General features: G+C 74.6%; 3 protein-coding genes and 2 pseudogenes. 4 read left to right on the plus strand and 1 reads right to left on the minus strand.

The genetic code is table 11. The features are described 5' to 3' along the window. From DVA66_RS16930 to DVA66_RS16940, 3 genes and pseudogenes are all read left to right on the plus strand, one after another. A pseudogene (locus DVA66_RS16930) lies at window positions 1–457 on the plus strand (thiamine-phosphate kinase); the annotation flags it as partial. Further along, on the plus strand, window positions 438–1,265 hold the full coding sequence (thiD, locus tag DVA66_RS16935; protein ID WP_114561119.1) for a bifunctional hydroxymethylpyrimidine kinase/phosphomethylpyrimidine kinase: 828 nt from the start codon (window positions 438–440) through the stop codon (window positions 1,263–1,265). The pseudogene DVA66_RS16930 and the gene thiD, both read left to right, overlap by 20 nt. A 101-nt stretch (window positions 1,266–1,366) precedes the next feature. Next, window positions 1,367–3,961, plus strand: coding sequence for a DNA translocase FtsK (locus tag DVA66_RS16940; protein WP_114561120.1), 2,595 nt, complete (start codon window positions 1,367–1,369; stop codon window positions 3,959–3,961). 69 nt (window positions 3,962–4,030) lie between these two features. On the opposite strand, the gene DVA66_RS16945 is transcribed toward DVA66_RS16940, so the two are convergent. Continuing rightward, a complete protein-coding gene (locus DVA66_RS16945; RefSeq protein WP_114561121.1) occupies window positions 4,031–4,510 on the minus strand; it encodes a hypothetical protein in 480 nt (159 codons plus the stop codon). Window positions 4,511–4,603: 93 nt separating this feature from the next. Between DVA66_RS16945 and DVA66_RS16950 the strand changes: the two are divergent. Next, window positions 4,604–5,099 (plus strand): annotated as a pseudogene (locus tag DVA66_RS16950) (MiaB/RimO family radical SAM methylthiotransferase); the annotation flags it as partial.

Raw genomic sequence — 5,099 nt, forward strand, 5'->3', positions numbered from 1 at the left:
CGGCTGGGCCGCCGCCGGCCTCGCCGTGCTCGGCCGCGGGTTCCGCTCGCCGCGGGCCGCGGTGGCCGCCCAGCTCGCACCCGAGGTGCCGTGGGGCGCCGGGGGAGAGGCTCGCGAGGCCGGCGCCACCGCCATGATCGACGTCTCCGACGGGCTGCTGGCCGACCTCGGGCACGTGTGCGCGGCCTCCGGGGTCGCCATCGACCTCGACAGCTCCGCCTTCGAGGTGCCCGACGTGCTGCAGACGGTGGCGGCGGCCACCGGCGGCGACCCGCTGCGGCTGGTCCTCACCGGCGGGGAGGACCACGCGCTGGCCGCCACCTTCGCCGAGGCCGACGTCCCGGCGGGCTGGCGGGTGGTCGGCCGGGTGCTCACGGCGCCCGAGGCGGGCACCCGCGTCACCGTGGACGGCCGGGAGTGGGAGGGGGCCGGTGGGCATGACCACTTCGGCGCCTGAGCCCGTGCTGCCGACCGCCCGGGTGCTCACCGTCGCCGGGTCGGACTCCGGTGGGGGTGCGGGGATCCAGGCCGACCTCAAGACGATGCTGGCCCTCGGGGTGCACGGGATGAGCGTGCTCACCGCGGTCACCGCCCAGAACTCCCTCGGCGTCCAGGACTACTGGCCGCTGCCCGTGGAGGCCGTCAGCGGGCAGTTCCGCAGCGTCGTCGACGACATCGGCGTGGACGCGGTGAAGACCGGGATGCTGCCCACCGCCGAGGTGATCGAGACGGTGGCCGGGCTGCTGCGGACCCTGCCGCCCGGCGTCCCGGTGGTGGTCGACCCGGTGTGCGCGTCCAAGCACGGCGACCCGCTGCTGGCCGCCGACGCGGTCGCCGCGCTGCGCGAGCTGCTGCTGCCGCACGCCACGGTGGTCACCCCCAACCTGCCCGAGGCGGTGCTGCTCAGCGGGCTGCCCGAGCAGACCCCACCCGCCGAGCTGGCCCGCGCGCTGGCCGGCACCGGCGCCGACTGGGTGCTGGTCAAGGGCGGCCACCACTCCGGACCGCCGACCGACCTGCTGCTGGGCGCCGACGCCGACGAGCCGCTCGCCTTCACCGCCGAGCGCGCGGACAACCGCCACACCCACGGCACCGGCTGCACGTTGGCCTCCGCGCTGGCCAGCCGGCTCGCCCTCGGCGACGACGTGCCGACCGCGGTCGGCCGCGCCAAGGACTACACCACCGGCGGGATCGTCGCGGGGTTCGCGCTGGGGGCGGGGATCGGGCCGGTCGACCACCTCTGGCGGCTCCGCCCGCACCTCTGACCCCGCACCTCCGGGGGTCGTGTGCGGCGACGGCGGCGGGGCGCCCGGCGCTCCGGCGTGTGCGGGCCCCCGGCGGGCGGTGATGGCGTAGCCTCCGTGCCATGGCGACCCGCGCGTCTTCCCCACCGCGGTCGAGCACCGGATCGACGTCTCGGTCCGGTTCCAGCCGTCCGCGGTCGTCCGGAAGCAAGTCCTCCACCCGCACCAGCCGACCGGCGTCCTCGGCCCGCAAGCCGGCGACCCGCAAGCCGGCGACCCGGCGTCCGCAGGCGCGCGCGGCCGCACCCCGGCGCTCGGTCTGGGCCGTGATCGGCAACGGGGTGCTGGCGATGTTCTCCGGGCTGGCGCACGGGGTGGGGGCGATGGCCCGCAGCCTCGGCCCGCGCGAGGAGGAGCTCGACCCGGCGCTGCGGCGCGACGGGGCCGGTCTGCTGATGCTGGCGATCGCCATCGTGCTGGCCGCGGAGTTCTGGTTCGGGCTGCCCGACCCGGTCGGGCGCTGGGTGCACGTCGGCGTCTCCACCGTGATCGGCATGCTCTCGGTCGCCGCACCGCTGTTCTTCGCCGGGATGGCCTGGCGCACCCTGCGCCACCCCGACCGCAACGGCCCCGCCGGCCGCCAGGCGGTCGGCTGGCTGGCGCTGTCGCTGGGTCTGCTCGGGCTGGTCAACATCTCCCAGGGCAGCCCCGAGCCGTCCCAGCCCGAGCTGCTCCGCGAGGCCGGCGGCGTCCTCGGGTTCATCTCCTCCAGCCTGCTCTCGGAGCTGCTCACCGTCTGGGTGAGCATCCCGCTGCTGGTGCTGCTGGCGGTGTTCGGCCTGGTCGTGGTGGTCGGGGTCCCGCTGCACGAGGTGCCCGGCCGGATCCGCGCCCTGCGCGACGCCGCCCCCCGCCGCCTCGAGCGGCGTCCCGACGACATCGAGTACGGCGTCGACGAGGCCTACGACACGCCCGTGGTGGAGGAGCCGCCGCGCAGGCGCCGCCGCCGCAGCCTGACCGCCGGCGACGACACCACCGACGGCGAGGCCACCACCGTCGTCGACGACCCGACCGAGGTCGCCGCCCCCGCAGCGGCCCCGGCGCCCGCAGACGTCCCGGAACCGGCCCCGGACCGGCGCACCACCGCCGGTCTGCCGCCCGCCGCCGGTGAGGGCTCGCTCGACCACACCGCCCTGGAGCCGCCGAACCACACCCCGATCCCGCAGCGGGTCGAGCAGCTGACGCTGTCGGGCGATGTGCAGTACCTGCTGCCCGACGCCGGTGCGCTCAAGGCCGGCACCGTGCCCAAGGCCCGCACCCAGGCCTCCGACGCCGTGGTCGGCCAGCTCACCCAGGTGATGGAGGAGTTCGGCATCGACGCCACCGTCACCGGCTACACCCGGGGCCCGACGGTGACCCGCTACGAGGTCGAGCTCGGCCCGGCGGTGAAGGTCGAGAAGGTGACCGCGCTGAGCAAGAACATCGCCTACGCCGTCGCCAGCGCCGACGTCCGGATCCTCTCCCCGATCCCGGGCAAGTCCGCGATCGGGATCGAGATCCCCAACGTCGACAAGGAGGTGGTCACCCTCGGCGACGTGCTGCGCTCGTCCAAGGCCCGCGGCGACCACCACCCGATGACGGTCGGGCTCGGCAAGGACGTCGAGGGCGGCTTCGTGGTGGCCAACCTGGCCAAGATGCCGCACCTGCTGGTGGCCGGCGCCACCGGCTCGGGCAAGTCCTCCTTCATCAACTCGATGATCACCTCGGTGATGATGCGGGCCACCCCCGACGAGGTGCGGATGCTGCTGGTCGACCCCAAGCGGGTCGAGCTGACCGCCTACGAGGGCATCCCGCACCTGGTCACCCCGATCATCACCAACCCGAAGAAGGCCGCCGAGGCGCTGCAGTGGGTGGTCCGCGAGATGGACCTGCGCTACGACGACCTGGCCGCCTTCGGGTTCCGCCACGTCGACGACTTCAACAAGGCCGTCCGGGCCGGGCAGGTGAAGCCGCCGGAGGGTTCGGAGCGGGTGCTCGCGCCCTACCCCTACCTGCTGGTGATCGTCGACGAGCTGGCCGACCTGATGATGGTGGCCCCGCGCGACGTCGAGGACTCGATCGTGCGGATCACCCAGCTGGCCCGCGCCGCCGGTATCCACCTGGTGCTGGCCACCCAGCGCCCGAGCACCGACGTGGTGACCGGTCTGATCAAGGCCAACGTGCCCAGCCGGCTCGCCTTCGCCACCTCCTCGATGACCGACTCCCGGGTCATCCTCGACCAGCCCGGTGCGGAGAAGCTGGTCGGTCAGGGTGACGGGCTGTTCCTGCCGATGGGGGCCGGCAAGCCGGTCCGCGTGCAGGGCGCCTGGGTGGGGGAGGCCGAGGTCCGTTCGGTGGTGAAGCACGTCACCGGGCAGCTGGCCCCGACCTACCGCGAGGACGTCGCCGCCCCGGCGGAGTCGAAGAAGGTGGTCGAGGACATCGGCGACGACATGGAGCTGGTGCTGGAGGCGGCCAAGCTGGTCGTCCAGCTCGACCTCGGCTCCACCTCGATGCTGCAGCGCAAGCTGCGGGTCGGCTTCGCCAAGGCCGGCCGGCTGATGGACATCCTGGAGACCCGTGGCGTCGTCGGGCCCTCGGAGGGCTCCAAGCCGCGCGAGGTGCTGGTCAAGCCCGACGAGCTGGACGAGGTGCTGGAGAACCTGCAGCGCGCCTGAGCGGACGCGCCGAGGGCCCGGGTCGTCGACCCGGGCCCTCGTGCTGGGCGGACGGCGTCCGCCGGCGGCTCAGCCGCCCATCTGCTCCTGGATGCTCTCGGTGACCTGCTCGGTGCAGGTGCCCTGGGCGTCGGTGAACAGCTGGGCGTCGGCCGGGTCGATGCCGGCGGCGTCGGAGGCGGCCAGCGCCTCCAGCGTCTGCACCGAGGCCTCGTCGTAGACCTCGTCGACGAAGCACTGGGCCACCTCGGTGACGATGGCCTCCGTGTCGACCTCGCCGCCGTCGGGCACCATCGAGCCCATCTGCTCCTCGATCAGCGCGGCGTAGCCGGCGACCACGTCCTCCTTGGCCGGCTTGCCGTCGGTGCCCGACTCCGAGCCCTCCTCGCCGGTGGTCTCCTCGGTCTGCTCCGGGGCCTCCGCCGGGGCCGAGCTGCCGGCAGGCGCGGGGGACTCGGTCTGCTCGGCGCCGGCGCTGCAGGCGCTCAGCGACAGACCCAGACCGCAGACGACGGCGGCGATGGCCAGCGGGACACGTGGACGGAACATGGAACTCCTCTTCGCGGTGCGACGCCGCCGGTCGGCGGCGTCGCCGACGAGCGTAGGGGGAGGACGGGTCACCTGGGCCATACTGGGACGGTCATGACTGCCACCACCCAGGGCCCCGCCCAGCTCACCAACGTCCACCTCGTCTCCCTCGGCTGCGCCCGCAACGACGTCGACTCCGAGGAGCTGGCTGCCCGGCTGGAGGCCGGCGGCTTCCGCCTCGTGGACGACCCCGAGCAGGCCGAGGCGGTGATGGTCAACACCTGCGGCTTCGTCGAGTCGGCCAAGAAGGACTCCGTCGACACGCTGCTGGCCGCCGCCGACCTCAAGGAGACCGGCCGGGCCCGCGCGGTGGTCGCCGTGGGCTGCCTCGCCGAGCGCTACGGCCGCGAGCTGGCCGAGTCGTTGCCCGAGGCCGACGCGGTGCTCGGCTTCGACGACTACGCCGACGTCGCCACCCGGCTCACCGACATCCTCGCCGGCGGCCGGCACGTCGCCCACGCGCCGCGCGACCGCCGCCAGCTGCTGCCGATCTCCCCGGTCCAGCGCCCGCAGGCCGCCCCGACCGTCGCCGTCCCCGGCCACGGCCAGG

The organism is Desertihabitans aurantiacus, from assembly GCF_003344635.1.
GTDB classification, from domain to species: domain Bacteria; phylum Actinomycetota; class Actinomycetes; order Propionibacteriales; family Propionibacteriaceae; genus Desertihabitans; species Desertihabitans aurantiacus.

What these genes read in the sequence shown, in the direction of transcription:
- DVA66_RS16940 (WP_114561120.1), top strand. Translation starts at nt 1,367, where the DNA reads ATGGCGACCCGCGCGTCTTCCCCACCGCGGTCGAGCACCGGATCGACG.
- thiD (WP_114561119.1), top strand. Translation starts at nt 438, where the DNA reads ATGACCACTTCGGCGCCTGAGCCCGTGCTGCCGACCGCCCGGGTGCTC.
- DVA66_RS16945 (WP_114561121.1), bottom strand. Translation starts at nt 4,510, where the DNA reads ATGTTCCGTCCACGTGTCCCGCTGGCCATCGCCGCCGTCGTCTGCGGT.